Annotated in this window: 14 protein-coding genes; 12 read left to right on the forward strand and 2 right to left on the reverse strand. The window is 64.7% G+C overall.

Annotated features, from left to right (window positions below; genetic code table 11):
* Positions 1-232: 232 nt before the first annotated feature.
* The 4 genes from cphA (V6657_RS21660) (at position 233) to V6657_RS21675 (ending at position 7,270) form a co-directional block, all read left to right on the forward strand.
* Positions 233-2,893, forward strand: a complete 2,661-nt coding sequence (gene cphA / locus V6657_RS21660; RefSeq protein ID WP_048933699.1) for a cyanophycin synthetase — start codon at positions 233-235, stop codon at positions 2,891-2,893.
* Between the two features lie 37 nt (positions 2,894-2,930).
* Positions 2,931-5,498: a cyanophycin synthetase gene (gene cphA / locus V6657_RS21665; protein WP_048933698.1), complete on the forward strand. Its 2,568-nt coding sequence runs from the start codon at positions 2,931-2,933 to the stop codon at positions 5,496-5,498.
* Between the two features lie 681 nt (positions 5,499-6,179).
* Entirely contained in the window at positions 6,180-6,761 is a 582-nt protein-coding gene (locus V6657_RS21670; RefSeq protein ID WP_048933697.1) for a flavin reductase family protein, read from the forward strand.
* Complete coding sequence (locus V6657_RS21675) at positions 6,758-7,270, forward strand: GNAT family protein (protein ID WP_048933696.1); 513 nt, start codon at positions 6,758-6,760, stop codon at positions 7,268-7,270. The genes V6657_RS21670 and V6657_RS21675 overlap by 4 nt, the downstream gene beginning before the upstream one ends.
* Here the strand turns inward: V6657_RS21675 and V6657_RS21680 are convergent.
* Entirely contained in the window at positions 7,267-8,277 is a 1,011-nt protein-coding gene (locus tag V6657_RS21680; protein ID WP_048933695.1) for an AraC family transcriptional regulator, read from the reverse strand. The two genes, V6657_RS21675 and V6657_RS21680, sit on opposite strands and share 4 nt — an antisense overlap.
* Positions 8,278-8,462: 185 nt before the next feature.
* Between V6657_RS21680 and V6657_RS21685 the strand changes: the two genes are divergently transcribed.
* The 7 genes from V6657_RS21685 (at position 8,463) to V6657_RS21715 (ending at position 17,983) form a co-directional block, all read left to right on the forward strand.
* Complete coding sequence (locus V6657_RS21685) at positions 8,463-9,596, forward strand: acyl-CoA dehydrogenase (RefSeq protein ID WP_048933694.1); 1,134 nt, start codon at positions 8,463-8,465, stop codon at positions 9,594-9,596.
* Between the two features lie 50 nt (positions 9,597-9,646).
* Complete coding sequence (locus tag V6657_RS21690) at positions 9,647-11,341, forward strand: AMP-binding protein (protein WP_048933693.1); 1,695 nt, start codon at positions 9,647-9,649, stop codon at positions 11,339-11,341.
* Between the two features lie 57 nt (positions 11,342-11,398).
* Positions 11,399-12,958 carry a CoA-acylating methylmalonate-semialdehyde dehydrogenase gene (locus V6657_RS21695; RefSeq protein ID WP_048933692.1) on the forward strand — a complete coding sequence of 520 codons (1,560 nt, stop codon included), beginning with the start codon at positions 11,399-11,401 and terminating at the stop codon, positions 12,956-12,958.
* 19 nt (positions 12,959-12,977) lie between these two features.
* Positions 12,978-13,871: a 3-hydroxyisobutyrate dehydrogenase gene (mmsB, locus tag V6657_RS21700; protein ID WP_048933691.1), complete on the forward strand. Its 894-nt coding sequence runs from the start codon at positions 12,978-12,980 to the stop codon at positions 13,869-13,871.
* Positions 13,871-14,668, forward strand: a complete 798-nt coding sequence (locus tag V6657_RS21705) for an enoyl-CoA hydratase (RefSeq protein WP_048933690.1) — start codon at positions 13,871-13,873, stop codon at positions 14,666-14,668. The genes mmsB and V6657_RS21705 overlap by 1 nt, the downstream gene beginning before the upstream one ends.
* Entirely contained in the window at positions 14,665-15,846 is a 1,182-nt protein-coding gene (locus V6657_RS21710; RefSeq protein ID WP_048933689.1) for an enoyl-CoA hydratase/isomerase family protein, read from the forward strand. Before V6657_RS21705 ends, V6657_RS21710 begins: the two co-directional genes overlap by 4 nt.
* Positions 15,847-16,213: 367 nt before the next feature.
* Positions 16,214-17,983 (forward strand): phospholipase D-like domain-containing protein, encoded by a 1,770-nt coding sequence (locus V6657_RS21715; protein WP_048933688.1) that lies wholly within the window; start codon positions 16,214-16,216, stop codon positions 17,981-17,983.
* Positions 17,984-18,007: 24 nt separating this feature from the next.
* On the opposite strand, the gene V6657_RS21720 is transcribed toward V6657_RS21715, so the two are convergent.
* On the reverse strand, positions 18,008-19,501 hold the full coding sequence (locus V6657_RS21720) for an acyl-CoA synthetase (protein ID WP_048933687.1): 1,494 nt from the start codon (positions 19,499-19,501) through the stop codon (positions 18,008-18,010).
* Between the two features lie 175 nt (positions 19,502-19,676).
* On the opposite strand from V6657_RS21720, the gene V6657_RS21725 reads away from it, so the two are divergent.
* On the forward strand, positions 19,677-20,600 hold the full coding sequence (locus tag V6657_RS21725) for a LysR family transcriptional regulator (protein WP_048933686.1): 924 nt from the start codon (positions 19,677-19,679) through the stop codon (positions 20,598-20,600).
* The last annotated feature ends 171 nt before the right edge of the window (positions 20,601-20,771 follow it).

Genomic DNA, 20,771 nt, shown 5'->3' on the forward strand with positions numbered 1-20,771 from the left:
GGGTAAAGGACGAACATAAATCGGAGCAATGGTGCAGCCATCGCGCGCGTTGAGCGCCCAGTGGCCCGCAAATTTTGCTCGCAAGTATACATAGGGGAGCGAGCCAGGAAATTGGTGCGATGCACAACGCACTCCTGGCTCAAGCGGTCAACGCCGAAGCCGTTGTAACGTTATTGAAAGGTAACGCTTCATTTTCTCGGGCATTTCGCCCACTGCTTTCCAAGCTAATTCGATGAAGAAGAAGGACATTGAGATTCTCGATGTCATGTCGCTGCGCGGCCCGAATATGTGGACATATCGGCCAGTGCTGGAGGCATGGGTCGACATTGGTGAACTGGAGGATTTCCCCTCCAACACGATTCCGGGGTTCTATGAGCGCCTGTCGACGTGGCTGCCAACGCTGATCGAGCACCGCTGCAGCCCCGGCGTGCGCGGCGGCTTCCTGATGCGCCTGAAGGAAGGCACCTGGCCGGGTCACATCCTGGAGCACGTCACGCTTGAGCTGCAGAACCTGGCCGGCATGCCGGGCGGCTTCGGCAAGGCACGCGAGACCCCGATCCGCGGCGTCTACAAGGTGATCGTGCGTGCCTGGCACGAAGACGTGACCCGCGCAGCACTGTTTGCGGCGCGGGACCTCGTCATGGCCGCCATTGAAGATCGCCCGTTCGACGTGGATGCGGCGGTCGAAACGCTGCGCGATATGGTGGATGACCAATGCCTTGGTCCGAGCACGGCCTGCATTGTGGATGCCGCTGACGACCGGGGCATCCCGTCCATTCGCCTGTCGGATGGCAACCTCGTGCAACTGGGCTACGGCGCACGCCAGCGCCGCATCTGGACGGCCGAGACGGACCGCACCAGCGCCATTGCCGAATCGATCTCGCGCGACAAGGACCTTACGAAAAGCTTATTGCAATCGTGCGGCGTGCCCGTGCCGGAAGGCCGCATGGTCGACAGCGCCGAAGACGCCTGGGACGCCGCTGAAGACATCGGCGTGCCGGTGGTGGTCAAGCCATACGACGGCAACCACGGCCGCGGCGTGTTCACCAACCTGATGACGCGCGAAGAGGTGGAAACCGCCTACGCGGTGGCCATCGAAGAGGGCAACGGCGTGATCGTCGAGCGCTTCGTCTCCGGCAACGAACACCGCCTGCTGGTGGTGGGCGGCCGTGTGGCGGCGGCGGCCATGGGCGAGACCGCATCGGTCGTGGGCGATGGCACCTCCACCATTGAGGAACTGATCGAATCGCAGATCAACGCCGACCCGCGCCGTGGCCCGACCGAAGAGCACCCGCTGAACCCCGTGCGCCTGGACTCCGCCGCGCGCCTGGAACTCAAGCGCCAGGGCTATGCCGATGGCACCGCCGTGCCGCCCGCAGGCCGCACCGTGCTGATCCAGCGCAACGGCAACGTCGCGTTTGATGTGACCGATCGCGTGCACCCGAGCGTGGCGGCCCATGTGTCGCTGGCGGCACGGGTGGTTGGGCTGGACATTGCCGGCGTGGATCTGGTGGCCGAAGACATCTCGCGCCCGCTGGATGAACAGCGCGGCGCCGTTGTTGAAGTGAATGCCGGGCCGGGTTTGCTGATGCATATCCGCCCCGCCCAGGGTGAACCGCGCCCGGTGGGCCGTGCGATTGTCGATCACCTGTTCTCCGGCAAGGACGGCGTGCAGGACGACGGCCGCATTCCCATCGTGGGCATCACGGGCACCAACGGCAAAACTGTCGTCGCCAAGCTGGTTGCGCAATTGCTGCAGCTGTCGGGCAAGCACACGGGCCTGGGTTGCAGCGACGGCCTGTACCTGGACCACCGCCAAGTGGAAGGTACAGCCCGCAGCGATCGCGCTGCCTGGGATGCCTGCCATCGCATCCTGATGAACCGTGCGGTGGAAGCCGCCGTGTTCGAAAGCGACAGCGGCATGATCCTGTCGCAAGGGCTGCCGTATGACCGCTGCCAGGTGGGCGTGGTCACCAACTTCGACAAGCCCGATCACCTGGGCGACTTCTATGTCGAAGACGAAGACCGCATGTACAGCGTCCTGCGTACGCAGATTGACGTGGTGCTGAAGACCGGCGTGGGCGTGCTCAATGCCGCCGATGCGCGCTTGGTCGAGATGGCCGAGCTGTGCGACGGCGAGGTGATCTTCTTCGCTCTGTCCGGCGACCTGCCGGCCATCGCCGCGCACCGCGCCGAGGGCAAACGGGCCGTGTTCGTGCGCGATGGCAAGGTTGTGCTCGCCACCGGTCAGACCGAGGTGGCATTGGCCGATGTGTCGGCCATTCCGCTCGCTTACGCGGGCCGGGTGCCGTTCCAAGTCGAGAACGTGCTGGCCGCCGTGGCCACCGGCTGGGCGCTGGGCATCTCGCATGAGCTGATCCGCGCCGGCATCGTCACGTTTGACGTTGGCCAGGTGGATGTACCGGGGCGCTTTACGCTGTTCCAGCACAACGGCGCCACCATTGTGGTGGATGACGCGCACAACGCGTCGGCGCTGCAAGCCCTGGCCGGCGCGCTGGACAACTTCCCGGCCGAACGCAGGACACTGGTGTTTGGCGCTGGCCTGCAACGTCGCGACGAAGACCTCGTGGCACAAGGCAAGGTGATCGGCCAAACGTTCGACCGCGTGCTGCTGTGCGAAGACGCAAGCGTTAAGCGCGCTGATGCCCAGTTCGAGCCCCAGGCGCGTGCGCTGCTCAAGCAAGGACTGCAGCAAGGAGGCCGCGTGGCCGAGGTCGTCGTCGACGGGGGCAAACGCCAGGATGCCGTGGAAGCGGCACTGTCGCAGCTCGCGCCTGGCGACCTGCTGGTCTTGCAATGCGACGAATGCGCGATTGATGCCACCGTCGAGCAAGTCCACCAGTGGATGGGCCGCACGGAACACCGGGCCTGACCAAAAGCAGCCCACAGCACAACGGAAAGCCGACTGTATGGAAGTTTCTCGTATCCGGGCCCTGCGCGGCCCGAATCTCTGGTGTCGTCACACGGCCATCGAAGCCATCGTGGCCTGCTCGGACCAATCGCTCCTGTTGACCGAGCTGCCCGGCTTTGAAGACCGCCTGCGGGCGCGTTTTCCGGCCATCGGCCCGCTGCGGCCGGATGACGAAGCCGATGCGCCGTCGATGGCGCACGCGCTGGAAGCCGCTGCGCTGGGCCTGCAGGCCGCTGCGGGCTGCCCGGTTACCTTCAGCCACACCGAGCCGACGCTCGAACCCGGTACATACCAGGTCGTTGTCGAATACAGCGAAGAGGACGTGGGTCGACTGGCGTTCGAGCTGGCCGGCCAACTCTGCCTGGCCGCGCGCGACGACCAGCCGTTCGATCTGGACGACGCGCTGTATCGCTTGCGTGATCTGGACGAGGACGTGCGCCTGGGCCCGAGCACCGGCTCCATCGTCGACGCTGCCGTGGCGCGTGGTATCCCGTACAGGCGCCTCACGCAGGGCTCGATGGTGCAGTTCGGCTGGGGCAGCAAGCAGCGCCGCATCCAGGCGGCCGAGACCGACATGACCAGCGCCGTGGCGGAATCCATCGCGCAGGACAAGGACCTGACCAAGACCCTGTTGCACGCGGCTGGTGTGCCGGTGCCGCTGGGCCGTTCGGTGCGCAGCGCCGAAGAGGCATGGGAAGCCGCGCAGGAAATCAACGGCCCGGTCGTGGTCAAGCCGCGCGACGGCAACCAGGGCAAGGGCGTGGCGGTGCGCATCCGCACGCAGGAAGAAGTGAAGACGGCCTACGAAGTGGCGGCCGACATCTCGTCGGACGTGATCGTCGAGCGCTACATCCCCGGCCACGATTTCCGTCTGCTCGTGGTGGGCAAGCACTTGGTGGCGGCCGCGCGCCGCGACCCGCCGCAAGTCATTGGCGACGGCAAGCACACGGTGCGCGAGCTGGTTGAAGAAGTGAACCGCGACCCGCGCCGTGGCGAAGGGCATGCCACGTCGCTCACGAAAATCCGCTTTGACGACATCGCACTCGCCACGCTCGCCAAGCAGGGCCTGAGCGCCGACGCTGTGCCGCCGAAGGGCACGCGTGTGGTGCTGCGTAACAACGCCAATCTTTCCACGGGTGGTGCAGCAACCGATGTGACCGACGACGTCCACCCGGCCATCGCGGCGCGTGCCGTGGCGGCTGCGCAGATGGTCGGGCTCGATATCTGCGGTGTGGATGCCGTTTGCGAAACGATGCTCAAGCCGTTTGAAGACCAGGCTGGCGGCATTGTGGAAGTCAATGCCGCGCCGGGTTTGCGCATGCACCTGCAGCCGTCGTACGGCAAGGGGCGCGCGGTGGGCGAGGCCATCATCTCCACGATGTTTGCCGATGGCGACGATGGTCGCATCCCCCTGGTGGCAGTCTCCGGCACCAACGGCAAGACGACGACCGTGCGCCTGATCACCCACCTGTTGGCCTCTAGCGGCCTGCGCATGGGCATGACCGGCACCGATGGCGTGTACATCCAGGGCCAGCGCATCGACACCGGTGATTGCAGCGGCCCGCGCAGCGCCCGCAACGTGCTGCTGCACCCCGACGTGGATGCCGCCGTGTTCGAAACCGCGCGCGGCGGCCTGTTGCGCGAAGGCCTGGCCTTCGACCGCTGCGATGTCGCCGTGGTGACCAACGTGGGCGAAGGCGACCACCTGGGCCTGAACTACATCAGCACCGTCGAGGACCTGGCTGTGCTCAAGAGCGTGATCGTGCAGAACGTGGCGCCGCACGGCATGGCTGTGCTCAACGCCGCCGACCCGATGGTCGCGCGCATGGCCGATGCCTGCCCAGGTTCGATCACGTTCTTTGCGCAGGACGTTGGCCTGCCGACCATGGCACTGCATCGTGCGCAGGGCAAGCGCGTGGTGTTTGTCGATGGCGCAGAGATTGTGGCCACCGAAGGCGCCAACGAAACGCGCATCGCACTGGCCGACATTCCGCTCACGCGCAACGGCACGATCGGCTTCCAGGTTGAGAACGCCATGTCGTCGATTGCAGCCGCTTGGGCGCTTGGCATCGAGTGGGCGGTCATCCGCCGCGGGCTGGCCACGTTTGTGAACGACGCCGCTACCGCGCCGGGCCGCTTCAACCTGTTCGACTACAAGGGCGCCACGCTCATCGCCGATTACGGCCACAACCCCGATGCGATCCAAGCGTTGTGCAACGCCGTGGCCACCATGCCGGCGCAGCGCCGCTCGGTGGTGATCAGCGGGGCGGGTGACCGTCGCGATGAGGACATCCGGAAGCAGACGCAGATTCTTGGTGGCGTGTTTGATGATGTGCTGCTGTATGAGGATCAGTGTCAGCGTGGGCGTGAGGATGGTGAGGTGCTGGCGCTGCTGCGTGAGGGGTTGCAGGGTGCTGAGCGCACCAGTCGCATTGATGAGATTCGCGGGGAGTTTCTTGCTATCGATACCGCGCTTGGTCGCTTACAGCCTGGTGATCTCTGTCTGATTCTGATCGATCAGGTGGAGGAGGCGCTGGAGCATATTGCTAAGCGCGTTGCTGAGTAAATCAGAGCCCCGGTTGAGTGATCGCCGGGGTTTTGTTTTTGTGGTTCATCTCTGTTTCGTACCCTGCCGGGCACGACCTACTTTTCTTTGTCTTGCCAAAGAAAAGTAGGCAAAAGAAAGGCGCGCCCGAGATGGCGACCCCCTCCTTGAATTTTCGTAACCGAGCGGAGACGGGAAAAACTCGCTGCGCTCAGACAGTTTCCCGTCTTTCTTCCGCTCGCTTACAAAAATTCAAGGCGCCATCAAGGGCAGGAACGTCAAAAGCCAAACCGACGGGGCATCGGTGCGAGCGCCGAAGCGAAGGGCTGTAGGACGCATAGCAACAGGCTCGCGTGCGAGACGAAGTGGCGCACTGGCAATCGATGGTGTGCTTTACCCCTGCCCTAGATGGCGCCTTGAATTTCTGTTGCAGGGAGGAAAAAGAGGGGAGGCTGTTTGAGCGCAGCGAGTTTGCCTCATCTCCCTCCCTGCGACATAAATTCAAGGAATCTTTCGCCATCTCGGGCGCGCCTTTCTTTGCTTACTTTCTTTGGCAAGACAAAGAAAGTGAGTCAGCCCCGGCAGGGGATGAAACAAGGGATGCACCAACACCCTAAAAACCAAAAGAAGGCCACCCCTGCCACCAGCGCATCCAATACCGTTGGCCTATGATGACGCCTCCCCCAGCCTCACCTAGCCATCATGTCCAATCCCATCCAGCTAGCTCCGGTAGAGCTGGCAAAGTCCTATCGCCTCCTGAACCACGGCCCGACCACACTGGTCACGAGCGCCCACAACGGCGTCCGCAACATCATGGCCGCCGCTTGGGCGATGCCGCTCGACTTCGACCCACCGAAGGTGCTGCTGGTGGTCGACAGCCGCACGCTCACGCGCGAACTGATCGAAGCCTCCGGCGTCTTCGCACTCAACATCCCCACCCGCGCCATTGCCGAGACCACGCTGACGGTCGGCACACTCTCCGGCCGCGACGGCGACAAGTTCGAAGCACTCGGCCTCACCAGCGTACCGGCCCGCACCATCGACGTGCCGCTGGTGGCCGGTTGCGCAGCGTGGCTTGAGTGCCGCGTCATTCCCGAGCCACACAACGAGAAGCGCTACGACCTCTTCATCGCAGAAGTGACCGCCGCGTGGGCGGACCCCGCGCTGTTCAGCAACGGCCGCTGGCACTTCACCGATGCCGGCAGCAAAACCGTGCACTACCTCGCAGGTGGTGCCTTCTTTGAAACGGGCGACGCATTCAACGTGGAAGCCAAACAGCCATGAGCGACATCGCCATCCGCCCGTTGATTGACGAGGATGCCGAAGCGTTCAAGGCGCTGCGTTTAAAGGCGATTCAGGATGCACCGACCGCCATCTGGCCGACGCACGACGAGGAGTCTGGACGCACGCTGGAGGAAACACGCAACCGCATCCGCACGACCGATCACCAGATCGTATTCGGTGCGTTTGCGGGGCAAGCGCTGATCGGCATTGCCGGGCTGCGCCGCGAGCCTCAGGCACAGGTTGTGCACAAGGCCGTGCTGTGGGGCGTATTTGTGGACCCCGCACACCGGCGGGGCGGCATTGCAGGCCGTCTGCTGGACGCCGCCATCGCACACGCCCGCACTGCACGCGTGCTGCAGATCCAACTCTGCGTCAACGCCGAAAACCCGCGTGCGCAACAGCTGTATCGCAACGCGGGTTTCGAAACCTTCGGCATCGAGCGCCGCGCCATGCGTGTCGGTGATCGCTTCTACGACGAAGAGCACATGGCGCTGCGGCTGGACGCCTAGTGTTCCGTGCGGTAATCCGTCGGCCGCATCCCCGTCCATTTGCGGAACGCGCGGTGAAACGCGCTCGGCTCCGCAAAGCCGACGGCGACTGCTATGTCGGCAATCGTCCGGCGCGTGTCCTGCAACTGGCCGATGGCGATGTCGCGCCGCAGGTCATCCTTGATGGACTGATATGTGTGGCCTTCAAGCTTGAGGCGGCGGCGCATGGTGGCTTCGGCCACGTTCAGCTTGAGCGCCATCGCATCCGATGCTGGCCAGTTCGTCACCGGCAGGTTGCGCAGCACCTTGCGCACGCGCGCCCCAAATGAATCGGGGTTGCGGTACTTGACGATGAAGCTGCCCGGCGCGTCGCGCAGGAAGGCCTTGATCGATGCGGTGGTCTGGATGACCGGCAGATCCAGAAAGCCGGGCGCAAGGTCGACGTATGAAGCGTCGTGCATGAACACCATGTCGTCGCAGAACATTAGGCGATATTCCTGCACGTCCTGCGGCTCGACACAACGGAAGCACGCAGCGATCAGCGGAATGCGCCGCCCCACCAGCCAGCAGACCAAGCCATACACCATGATGAGCCATGTGGCGTAGGTGAACATGGGCGGCACGCGTGTGCCCTTGCGGTGCACGAAGACCAGTCGCACGCGCTGCGCATCCTCTTCGATCTGCACATGCAGGTCGTCCAGCACTAGCCGCAGGAAACCCGTGGCCCGCGTCAGCGCCTGCCGGCCGGTGCGCGCGGTGAGCGCCGCCTGCGTCATCGTTACGAAGCTGCCCCAGCGCATGGGGTGTGCATCCTGCCCAAAGAACTCATCGTCCATCGCCTGCGCAATGCCGGCCCACAGCGCGCCGTACTGGGCAGACGACACGCGGCCGCGCGGTGAGGCGAGCATCTGTGGCGTGATGCCGGCCGCCGCCATGATCGGCTGCATGTCGACACCATGCGCGCGTGCCCGTGTCACCGCCTCATTGACGAGGCTGACGGAGACGGTCCCTTTTTCGTTGTTCTTCATCGTCGTAGCGAACGTTGCGGCAGCGCAGTATGGCAAATCCGCTCACGCAAGTTGAGCGTGACGGGCATCGAAGCCGGCGCGCCGCGTGCCTACACTTTTCCCCATCGAGTACACGCGCCGCGGGCTGCACAGTGTAAGGCGCCCATGCACGCAGCGTCACGCGGTCGGCAAGCAGAGAGCAAGCGATGGACGATTTCTACACGGAAGAGCAGCGGATGATCCACGACGCTGCACGCGACTTTGCCACCGAGCGCCTGGCGCCCAACGCGGCGCAGTGGGACCGCGATGGTGCACTGCCAGATGACGTGGTGCGCGAGATGGGCGATCTGGGGCTGCTGGGCATGATCGTGCCGGCCGAGCTGGGTGGCTCCTACACCGACTACGTGGCCTATGCGCTCGCGCTGGAAGAAGTGGCTGCCGGCTGCGCCGCCTGCGCCACGATGATGAGCGTGCATAACTCGGTGGGCTGCGGCCCGATCCTGAAGTTTGGCACCGAGGCACAGAAGGCGCGCTACCTGCCGGACCTGGCCACGGGGCGCTCCATCGGCGCGTTCTGCCTGACCGAGCCGCACGCTGGCTCCGAAGCCAATAATCTGCGCACACGCGCTGTGCTGCGCGATGGGCAGTGGGTGCTCAACGGCAACAAGCAGTTCGTCACCAATGGCGCACGGGCCGACATCGCCATCGTCTTTGCGGTGACCGACCCCGAGGCCGGCAAGCGTGGCATCTCCGCCTTTATCGTGCCGACGGATACGCCGGGCTTTCATGTCGGGCGGCCGGAGCACAAGCTCGGCATTCGCGCATCGGACACCTGCCCGATCACGCTGGAAGACTGCGCCGTGCCGGAAGAGAACCTGCTGGGCGAGCGCGGCGAGGGGTTGAAGATCGCGCTGTCGAACCTCGAAGGCGGGCGCATCGGCATTGCCGCGCAGGCCGTGGGCATTGCGCGTGCCGCATTCGATGCCGCACGCAACTATGCGAACGAGCGCATTCAGTTCGGCAAGGCGCTGCGCGAGCACCAGACCATCGCCAACATGCTGGCCGACATGGCCACGCGCCTGAATGCAGCACGTCTGTTGGTTCACCACGCCGCGCGCCTGCGTAGTGCGGACAAGCCCTGCCTATCCGAAGCCTCGCAGGCCAAGCTCTATGCGTCGGAACTGGCCGAGGAAATCTGCTCCAACGCCATCCAAATCCACGGCGGCTACGGCTACCTGGCCGACTACGCCGTCGAGCGGCACTACCGCGATGCACGCATCACCCAGATCTACGAAGGCACCAGCGAAGTCCAGCGGATGGTGATTGCGCGGCACGTGTAGTCACCAGGCACAGCACAAGAGAGCGCACACGCGCCGAACAGGAGACGACGATGAACGAAGTGGCATCTGCAGCACAGGGTTTTGTCGAGGCGCGCGATTTCCTGCTGCGCTATCGCACCGACTACGACCGCGCGTATCGCGAGTTTGCGTGGCCGAAGCTGGACACGTTCAACTGGGCGCTCGACTACTTCGATGTGATGGCGCGCGGCAACGACAACCCGGCGCTGTGGATCGTCGACGACCTGCAAGGCGACGGGCTGAAGCTCTCGTTTGCGCAGATGTCCGAGCGCTCGTCGCGCATGGCGAACTTCCTGCGCGGCCTCGGCATCGTGCGCGGCGACCGTCTGCTACTGATGCTGCCCAACCGCGTGGAACTGTGGGACGTGATGCTGGCGGCCATGAAGCTGGGTGCCGTGGTGCTGCCGGCGACTACGCAGCTGTCGCCCGACGACGTGCGCGATCGTGTGGAGCTGGGCGGGGCGAACTGCGTGGTTGCCGATGCGGCGGAACTGTACAAGTTCGATACCGTGGATGCTGGCGTCAAGCGTATCGCTGTGGGTGCGCAGCGTGAGGGCTGGATCGATCTGGCCGGTGCCTATAGCGCACCGGTCGAGTTCATCCCTGATGGCGCGACCAAGGCCACCGATCCGCTGCTGCTGTATTTCACTTCCGGCACCACGTCCAAGCCCAAGCTGGTGGAGCACACACACCAAAGCTATCCGGTGGGCCACCTGTCGACCATGTACTGGATTGGCCTGCAGCCGGGCGACATCCACTGGAACATCAGCTCGCCCGGTTGGGCCAAGCATGCGTGGAGCTGCTTTTTTGCGCCGTGGAATGCGCAGGCCTGCGTGTTCGTCTACAACTACGCGCGGTTCGTGCCGAAAGACACGCTGGATGTATTGGTGCGCTGTGGCGTGACTACGCTGTGCGCGCCGCCTACCGTGTGGCGCATGCTGGTGCAGGAGCCGCTGGCATCGTACGCCGTCAAGCTGCGCGAGATCGTTGGCGCGGGCGAGCCGTTGAACCCCGAGATCATCGAGCGCGTGCGCAGCGCGTGGGGCGTGACCATCCGCGATGGCTTCGGCCAGACGGAGACCACCTGCCAGATCGGCAACACGCCGGGCCAGCCGGTGGTGCCGGGCTCGGTGGGGCGTCCGCTGCCGGGCTACCGCGTGGAACTGGTTGACCATGACGACCAGCCCGCCAGCGAAGGCGAGATCGTGCTGCCGCTCTCGCATCGCCCGCTGGGTCTGATGCAGGGTTACGCCAACAACGCCAAAGCCACGGCCGAGGCGATGCGCAACGGCTACTACCACACGTCTGACGTGGCCATGCGCCGCGACGATGGCTACTTCGTCTACGTGGGCCGCACGGACGACGTGTTCAAGTCGTCCGACTATCGCTTGAGCCCCTTCGAGCTGGAGAGCGTGCTGATCGAGCACGAGGCCATTGCCGAAGCCGCCGTGGTGCCGAGCTCCGACCCGCTGCGCCTGTCCGTGCCCAAAGCGTTCGTCACGGTGCGCCAAGGCTACGAAGCCGGCCCCGAACTGGCGCGCGCCGTGTTCCTGTTCTCGCGCGAAAAGCTCGCACCGTACAAGCGCATCCGCCGCCTGCAGTTCAGCGAGCTGCCCAAGACCATCTCCGGAAAGATCCGCCGCGTTGAACTGCGCCGGCTCGAACTAGAGCGCACGCCTGAACCTGCCCGCATGCCCGGCGAGTTCTGGGAAGAAGACTTCGCCTGATTCCGGATGCCGCTGATCCCCATTGAACCCCGCCATCGATTTGCCTAGGAGACCCACATGAGCGCCGTTGCCTCTCTCGCTTCCGCCAAGCCTGCCGCCGAGCTTGCCACCAACAAGGACATCCCGCCCACCGTCAAGCTGCTGATCGGCGGTGAGTTTGTCGAGTCCAAGTCGAAGGAGTGGCGCGACATCGTGAACCCCGCCACGCAGGAAGTGCTGGCGCGCGTGCCGTTTGCCACGGCAGCCGAGGTGGATGCGGCCATTCAGTCGGCGCACGCTGCGTTCGCCACCTGGAAGAACACGCCGGTCGGCGCGCGCATGCGCATCATGCTCAAGTTCCAGGCGCTGATTCGTGAGCACTCGCCGCGCATCGCACGCACGCTCACGGCGGAGCAGGGCAAGACGTTGCCTGATGCTGAAGGCGACATCTTCCGCGGGCTGGAAGTGGTGGAGCACGCGTGCTCGATCGGCTCCCTGCAGCAGGGCGAGTTTCTGGAGAACGTGGCTGGCGCGGTGGACACTTACACGCTGCGCCAACCGATTGGTGTGTGCGCGGGCATCACGCCGTTCAACTTCCCGGCCATGATCCCGCTGTGGATGTTCCCGATGGCCATCGTGTGCGGCAACACGTTCGTGCTGAAGCCGTCGGAGCAGGACCCGCTATCGACCATGCTGCTGGTGGAACTGGCGCTGGAGGCCGGTGTGCCGGCGGGCGTGCTCAACGTCGTGCACGGTGGCAAGGATGTGGTGGATGCGCTCTGCACGCATGAGCATGTGAAGGCGATCTCGTTTGTCGGCTCCACTGCGGTGGGCACGCACGTGTACCGACTGGGCAGCGAGCATGGCAAGCGCGTGCAGTCGATGATGGGCGCGAAGAACCATGCCGTGGTGCTGCCGGATGCCAACCGCGAGCAGACGCTCAACGCGCTGGCCGGTGCGGCCTTTGGTGCTGCCGGGCAGCGTTGCATGGCAACGTCTGTCGTGGTGCTGGTGGGCGCGGCCCAGCAGTGGGTGCCCGAGCTTGTGGAGAAGGCCAAGACGCTCAAGGTGAATGCCGGCGTGGAACCAGGCACGGACGTTGGCCCCGTCGTTTCGCGCGCCGCCAAGCAGCGCATTCTTGGGCTGATCGAGTCGGGCGTGCGGCAGGGCGCCACGCTGGCACTGGACGGCCGCAATGTGCGCGTCGCCGGCTATGAAGACGGCAACTTCGTCGGCCCGACCATCTTCACCGATGTGACGACCGATATGGACATCTACACCAACGAGATCTTCGGGCCGGTGATGGTGGTGCTGACGGCAGCGACGCTGGACGACGCCATTGCGCTGGTCAACCGCAACCCGTTCGGCAACGGCGTCGGCCTGTTCACGCAGAGTGGTGCGTCGGCGCGCAAGTTCCAGAGCGAGATCGACGTCGGCCAGGTCGGCATTAACATCCCGATTCCGGTGCCGGTGCCGTACTTCAGCTTTACCGGTTCGCGCGGCTCCAAGCTGGGTGATCTGGGGCCGTACGGCAAGCAGGTCGTGCAGTTCTACACGCAGACGAAGACTGTTACCGCCCGCTGGTTTGATGACGAGGTCGATGCCGGCGGCGTGAACACCACCATCAGCCTGCGCTGAGCGGCCAAGGAGCGTTGTCATGAAGATCGCATTCATCGGCCTGGGCAACATGGGCGCCCCGATGGCGCGCAACCTGCTGAAGGCAGGCCACACGCTCAGCGTGTTCGACCTGAACACGCAAGCGGTCGGCTCGCTGGTGGAAGCTGGTGCCACGGCCGCGGCTTCGCCCAAGGAGGCCGTGACCGGCGCGGAGACCGTCATCACCATGCTGCCCGCCGCGGCGCATGTGCGGCATGTACTGACGGCGGCAGACGGTGTACTGGCGGGCATCAGCAAAGGCGTGCCCATCATCGATTCAAGCACCATCGACCCGGCCAGCGCCAAGGCGTTTGCTGCACTGGCTGCCGAGCACGGCAACACCTTTATCGATGCGCCGGTCTCTGGTGGCACGGGCGGCGCCGCTGCGGGCACGTTGACCTTTATGGTGGGCGGCAGCGCAGAGGCATTCGAGCAGGTGCGCGCGGTGCTCTCGGCCATGGGCAAGAACCTCGTGCACTGCGGTGACACCGGTGCGGGCCAGGGCGCGAAGATCTGCAACAACCTCGTGCTCGGCATCACCATGGCGGGCGTGGCGGAGGCCATGTCACTGGGTGAGGCACTGGGCATCGACCCGAAGGTACTGGGCGGGATCATCAATACGTCCACCGGCCGCTGCTGGAGTTCAGACACGTACAACCCGTTCCCCGGCGTGATCGAGACGGCGCCATCCTCGCGTGGCTATACCGGTGGCTTCGGCACGGACCTGATGCTCAAGGATCTGGGCTTGGCGGGTGATGCGGCCAAGTCCGTTCATCAGCCGGTCTACCTTGGTGCACTCGCGCAGCAGCTCTATCAGACCGTGAGCAGCAAGGGCGACGGCAAGCTGGATTTCTCCGCCGTCATCAAGCTGTACCGAAAAGACGGAGCCGCATGATGATCGAACTCGACTTCCTCCACGACAACACTGTCGCGCTGCTGACGCTCAAGCGTCCGCCCGCCAACGCGTTCACCCCCGAGGGCTTGCTGCAACTGCAATCCACCGTGGAACGCCTGAATGCCGATACGCGCGTGCGCGCCATTGTCATCACCGGCGACGGCCCGAAGTTCTTCAGCGCTGGCGCTGATCTCAACACCTTTGCCGATGGCGACCGCGATGTGGCGCGCGAGGCCGCTGCACGCTTTGGCGCGGCATTTGAGGCGTTGCAGAATGCGCGCCCCGTAGTGATTGCCGCCATCAACGGCTTTGCAATGGGCGGCGGACTGGAGTGCGCACTGGCTTGCGACATCCGCATCGCCGAGGCGCACGCCAAGCTGGCTGTGCCCGAAACCGCCGTCGGCCTGCTGTGCTGCGGTTGCGGCACGCAGACGCTGCCGTGGCTCGTGGGCGAAGGCTGGGCCAAGCGCATGATCCTGACCGGCGAGCGCGTCGACGCACAGACCGCCCTGCGCATCGGCCTGGTGGAAGAGGTGGTCGAGACCGGTGCCGCACGCGAGGCCGCCATCGCCATGGCGCTGCGGGTGACAACGCTCAGCCCGCAGGCCGTCACCTTTAGCAAGCAGTTGATCCACCAGGCGCGCAACGGTGTGCCGCGCGGTGCGGCGCTGGCCGTGGAACGCGAACGCTTTGTTGATCTGTTCGACCACCCCGATCAGCGCGAAGGCGTGAACGCATTCCTGGAGAAACGCGCGCCACGCTGGCACACCACACACGAATCGGAGACGCTGCAATGAGTGCCACCCAGATGCAGGTGCAGCCCGATACAGCTGTCACCGAACCCGAAGTGCTGATGCACGTGGTGAACCGCGTGGCCATCATCACGCTGAACCGGCCTTCTGCTCTGAACGCGCTGTCGCACGGCATGGTGCGGCAGCTGGCGGTGCTGCTGGAGCAGTGCCGTTATGACGACGGCATCGTCGCATTGGTGCTGCGCGGTGCGGGCCAGAAGGGCTTCTGTGCCGGCGGCGACGTTCGCGCGCTCTACCAGCTTGCCAAGCAAGGCCACCGGAACGGCGATGACGGCTGGCTGCAATTCTTCATCGACGAATACCGCCTCGACCACGCGCTGCACCAGTTCCCGAAACCCATCGTCGCGCTCATGGACGGCATCACCATGGGCGGTGGCATGGGCCTCGGGCAGGCTGCGCGCCTGCGCGTGGTGACCGAGCGCACGAAGATGGCGATGCCCGAGACACGCATCGGCTTCCTGCCCGACGTAGGGGCGACGCGCTTCCTGAGCGTGATGGAGCCTGAGCTGGAGTTGTACGTCGGGCTGACCGGCGTGACGCTTTCCGGCGCCGACGCATTGCATTGCCACCTTGCGGATCTGTGCGTGCCGGCGGAATGGCTGGCCACGTTTGAAGACCGCCTGCAGCGCATGCCGCACGACGGTGATCTACTGCAGGCCCTGCGCCGCGTGTTTGAGCCGCCCTGCAACATCGTTCCGCATGCGCCGCTGGCGCAGGCCCAGGCCATGCCGTGGGTGCTGCGCTATTTCGATCGGCGTTCAACGGTGGATCGCATTGTCGCCACGTTGCGCGAGAGCCTCGAGCGCGAAGCCGCCCGTGAGCCGCGCCAGTGGCTGCAAGCCACGCTTGATGCGATGACCACGCATTCGCCGACCATGCTGCATGTCACGCGCGAGGCGTTGCTGCGTGGGCGGCAACTGTCGCTGGCCGAGTGCTTCCAGATGGAGCTGGGCATCGTGGCGCGTGGGATTGAAGACGGTGATTTCTGCGAGGGCGTGCGCGCGTACCTGGTCGACAAGGACCACCGCCCGGGGTGGGCACCGTCCACGCTTGCTGCCGTGCGGCCGGAGCGGGTGCAGCACTTCCTGTCGTCGCCGTGGCGGGCAAGTGAGCATCCGTTGGCGGGGCTTGGGGCTCACTCACAAGCAGATCACATTGCTTAAATATGTGATCTATACAGACACATCCGCCAAGAATCCCGCTTTTGGTCGGCAGTTTTGCCCTAAAAGCGGCGATTAAGGCAGTTGCATGACATTTTTTTGTCATAACTTACGTGTAACTTACGCAGGCGAGGAGAGGTCTCCCTCACGTTCTCATCGTACGCAGCGGCTTCCGCTGCGTTTTTTTTTGCCCGCCGGAAAGCGCGACGGTATCCACGTGTGCGCGATTCTTGCAGATCCGATTGAAAAGGCGTTGAACGCATCGCCCGTAAACCCGCATGGCGCCTGCAAAATGCGCCGTTTGCGTCAGAGGATTGTCATGATCGCGGTGCTATAAAAACTGGATGCTTTGCCACCCCAGGAGACCCCCATGGCGACATCCGTCGATTCATTCCAGGTGAAGGTATATCAGGGCGACAGCGCGGTGCTGTTTGCTTTTGACGTGGCCGATGCAGACCGTGCTGATCTGGCCGGTTTTGCCATCCAGTGCACGCCGCAGGGCGGGGCGCCTTACTGGGTGCCCAACCGGCTGACGTTCGACACGCCCATCCACGCGGATGCCCCCCTGCAGGCCGGCAAATACGCCGACTCCATCGACGCGCCATTCCAGTCGTTCCACTGGGTCCACTTTCCGCCGCACGCAGCCGGGCAGTACACCTACACCGTGCACGCGCGCTACTTTGCGTCCACCAACCCGGTGCAGCTTGAAACACGCGCCACGCGCAACGTGAACGTGACCCTGCATCAGCCGATGAGCGACTGGGCCACGGTGGGCATGGTGCGCGGCTACGTGTCGTCTCAGGCGTTCATTGACCACTACGGTGGCAATACGGCGCTGGCGCCGGACAAGCGTGCGCAGACCAAATCGCCGCTGCTGTACGACACGCAGCCGTATCAGAACAAGTACGCCTATCTGGGTGCCACCGGCCGCCGCCTCATCATCGATCTGCTCAACCAGTGCCAGGCATCCGACGGTTACGGCATCGACGTGCTGGCCTATGACCTGGACGAACCGGACATCATCCGTGCCATTGCATGGCTGGCGCAGAACGGCCGCAAGGTGCGCGTGATCCAGGACAACTACATCGGCGCTGGCGCGCACCCAACGGGGCACGGCACCGAAGACGCCTTTGAAACGCAAGCTACCGACTATTTCAAGCAGGCCGGCGCGGATGTTCGCCGCACGCACTTCGCACGCTTCCAACACCACAAGGCGATTCTGCTGCGCGATGCCGCCGGCAAACCGGTGCGCGTGCTGGCGGGCTCGGCCAATTTCTCGCTGCGCGGGCTGTACGTACAGGCCAACAGCGTGCTGGTGTTCGAGCAGGCGCCTGCTCAGCTCTATGCGCAGGTGTTCGAGCACATCTGGGGTTTGATCGGCCAATACGGTGAAGACGCCACCGGCAGCCGCAAGGTGGCCACGGCCTTCCGCGCCGATGCGCTGGCCGCCAACTGGCAGGCTGTGCCACAGGGCGGCGCGCTGCGTGCACGCTTCGGCTTCTCGCCACACCAGACCGATGCGCTGCTTTCCGAAGCGGCTGACCGTGTGAAGGGCGCACTGTCGTCCGTGCTGTTTGCGGTGATGGCCACCGATGGAGGCGGCGAGATGCTGACCACGCTGGAACAGGTCGTGCCGCACAAGGCGGGGCTGCTCTCGCTGGGCGTGATCGACAAGCAGGGCGGCGTGGATGCCTTCGCACCGGGCCGCGACGTGCCTTCGCAAACCGTGCCATTCGCGTATTTGAAGGACGAAGCCCCCGCGCCGTTCAAGCAAGAGGTGGACGCCGGTACCGGTCAGCACATCCATCACAAGTTTGTCGTGTGCGATTTCAACGGCGACGAGCCGGTGGTGTTCTGCGGCTCCTCCAACCTGTCGAAGGGCGGCGAAGAGCAGAACGGTGACAGCCTGATCGCCATCTATGAGCCGGCTATCGTCACGGCCTACGCGATCGAGGCCATCCGCCTGTTCGATCACTACCGCTTCCGCGCGGGCGAATCGAAGGCCACGGCCGCCAACCCGCTGGTGCTGAAGACGACCGCTGCATGGGCCGACCCGTACTACGATCCGCAGAACATCAAGTTCACGGAGCGCACGCTGTTTGCCAAGTCAGGCGCGGCGCAGGCTGCTGCGGTTGCGTGACCCGCGCCAGCAGCGGTTTGGGCGTCAGACGCGCCGCTGCCGGTCGCCCCACCACGCATCGCGCAGGCGGCGCTTGGCGATCTTGCCGTTGTCGTCGCGCGGTAGGGCGGTGGTGAACTCGATCTGGCGCGGGATCTTGAAGCCGGCAATCTGGCCGCGCAGCCAGTCGATCACGGGCTCGGCCTGCAGTCCTGTATTTTCCGTCTGCACCACGGCGACAAGGCGCTCGCCGTATTCATCGCACGGCACGCCAAAGACGGCGCAGTCCACCACATCGGGGTGGCGCAGCAGCGCGTGTTCGATTTCGGCCGGGTAGATATTTACACCGCCCGAGATGACCATGTCCGAGGCGCGATCGCACACGTACAGGTAGCCGTCTGCGTCGAGGTAGCCCATGTCGCCGAGCGTGACCAGGCCGTCGCGCTCGATCTTGCTGCGCGCTTCGTCATTGCCGCGGTAGGTGAAGTCGGGGTACGCGGGTTGGCGGCTGTAGATCAGGCCGACCTCGCCGGTGGGGCAGGGCGTGCCGTCTTCGCGCAGGATGCGCACCTCAGCATCGCACACCGGGCGGCCGGCGCTACCGGGGCGGGCGGCAGCATCGCGCGGGTCCATTACGGTGATCATGCCGGTCTCGCTGGAGGCATAGGTCTCATAGATGACAGGACCGAGCCAGTCGATCATCTTGCGCTTGATCTCGGGCGCGCACGGGGCGCCGGTGGAGGCCACGAAGCGCAGTGAAGAGAGGTCGTATCGATTGCGCTCTTCTTCCGTCAGTTTGAGCATGCGCACGTACATGATCGGGACCAGGTAGACGGTGTCGATGCGGTAGCGCTCGATCTGCTCCAGCACGCGCAGCGGGTCGAAGCGCGGGTGCAGGACGAGCACTTCGGCCATCTGCGCGGCCTGCTGGGCGAAGAGGCTGGGGGCGCTGTGATACAGCGGTGCCGGCAACAGTGCGCGGCAGCCCGGCACGATGCCGAAGGTGGCGGCCACCACGGCGCGTGCCTGCTGCAGGTGGGTGTCGAGCTGGTCCAGCGGCACGGCTTGGCGCACCACGCCCTTGGGCCGGCCGGTGGTGCCTGAGGTGTAGGCCATGTGCCCGCGCGGCGCCACCAGCGGCCCGTCGTACGGCGTTTGCAGTGCGAGCCAGTTGGCGTAGCCGTCGGCGCGGTCGGTGCCTTCGGCATCCACGCGCAGCAGTTGCACGTGCGACGGCAGCAGCGGTTCCACCGCATCCACCAGGTCACGATGGCCGATCAGCACCTTGGCACCCGAATCGCGCATGAGGAATTCCACCTCGGCCGGCGTGAAGTGCCAGTTGATCGGGCAGAAGTGGCAGCCCGCAATGCGGCACGCATGCATCACGTCAATGTAGGCCGGCGCATTGCGCATCAGCACGCCGATCACATCGCCTTCCTGCACACCCATGCGGCGCAATCCACCGGCAAGGGCGGAGCCGCGCGCGAGCAGGGTGTCGGCATCGACGGGGCGGTCTTCGAAAATGAGGCTGGCGGTCATGCGTGTCTCCTTGAGGGCGAGGTCTCGTTATTGGGTTGGACCTCTGCTTGATCTGCGCAGCATGCCGGATTGAATCGCACTGAACAATCCGCTTAGTATTGCGCACACTGGTGAATGCCATTGAACAACACTGCCCGTCGGTCTCGCTTCTCAGCCGAGCCTTTCAGCTTCCATCATGGACCTCAACCTCATCCACCTGTTTGTCGAGATCGTGGAAGCGCGCAGCTTTACTGCTGCCGCGCAAAAGCTGGGCATGACGCGCTCCAACCTCAGCAACCGCTTGAAGGTGCTGGAGCGCGAGACCGGCGCGCAACTGCTGCGCCGCTCCACGCGCAGTCTGGAGCTGACACAGGCGGGCGAGACGCTGTTCGAGCACGGCCGCCGCATGCTGCAGGAGGTGGAGACCGCACGCGCTTCCATCGACGGCCTGGGCCAGACCGTGCGCGGCCACGTGCGCGTGAGTGTGCCGACGGGGCTCGGCCGCTTCTTCCTGGGCGACATGCTGCTCGAATTTGCGCGCGAGCACCCGAACGTGACATTGCGTGTGACGTTCAACAACCGCGTCAATGACCTGATTGCTTCGGAGATTGACGTGGCATTCAAGATCACCTCGGCACCGCCGCAGGACACCGTTGCGCGCGAGGTGTGCCCGATCGGCTGGAGCCTGTTCGCGACCAAGGCCTATCTGAAGACGCATGGCCCGGTGGCAACGCCTGAAGCACTGGTCGAACAAGCCATCGTCTGCCCGCCCATGCCGGGGCGGCGCCTGACGCTGGCGCTCTCGCGCACCGTGCGCGGCAAGACCACGCAGCACAGTGTGACGGTGGAGCCGCGCATGCAGTCGGAAGATTTTCCGTTCCTGGCCGATGCAGTGGCGCGCGGCATGGCCATCGGCTTGCTGCCCAATTACGTGACACATGCAGTTGCCACATCGGCCGCCACACCGTTCGAGCGCGTGCTGCCTGGCTATGAGGTGGGCGGACTGGGCACGCACCTGTTCATCCTCACGCTGCCCAATCGGTACGCCTCGCCCGCCATGCGCGCGCTGATCGATTTTGTGCGCGCGCGTGTCAGCGCGCAGGCCGCAGACTGGCGCTAAACGCAGCCACCGCAGTGGTCACGCGCTGCTGCGTATGCACAAAATCGTGCCAAGGCAGATAACGCCCGCCAAATAGACGATATTCGGCATCGCGCCTTGTCTTGGGTCAAGGCGAATACCAAAATCGAAAGAGGCGGAGCCGCCTGGCAATCACTTGCACCCAGGCTCCCC

The sequence above is a fragment of the Ralstonia sp. RRA genome, assembly GCF_037023145.1.
GTDB lineage: Bacteria > Pseudomonadota > Gammaproteobacteria > Burkholderiales > Burkholderiaceae > Ralstonia.